General features: G+C 30.2%; 1 protein-coding gene. It reads right to left on the bottom strand.

All coding sequences use genetic code 11. The annotated features are described in order from the left end of the window. A partial coding sequence (locus tag SB719_RS20630; RefSeq protein ID WP_412159810.1) for a hypothetical protein occupies positions 1-265 on the bottom strand: 265 nt, incomplete at both ends.

Genomic DNA, 265 nt, shown 5'->3' with positions numbered 1-265 from the left:
CTTACAGAAGTAATTTTAGATTCTGACTGTTGTACATTGTAACCTACTACTAATTTTAAATTCAAATCATTTGTTAAATCGTAATTAAAATTAGCCATCAAATCATTATAAAAGTATCTGCTAATAGCATTAGACTGAGATAATGATGAAGTAATAGCATTTACAGCAGTAGTTCCACCTTCAGTAGCAATTCTAGGTAAAGCTGTAGATGCCGCATATCCATTATTATAATTTAATACATCAGTAGAAGTAATTTGCGCAGTCC

This window comes from Pantoea sp. SIMBA_079, assembly GCF_046940275.1.
GTDB lineage: Bacteria > Pseudomonadota > Gammaproteobacteria > Enterobacterales > Enterobacteriaceae > Pantoea > Pantoea borealis.
Note: the sequence above shows the minus strand (reverse complement) of the source record. Positions and strands in the feature narration are given on the sequence as shown.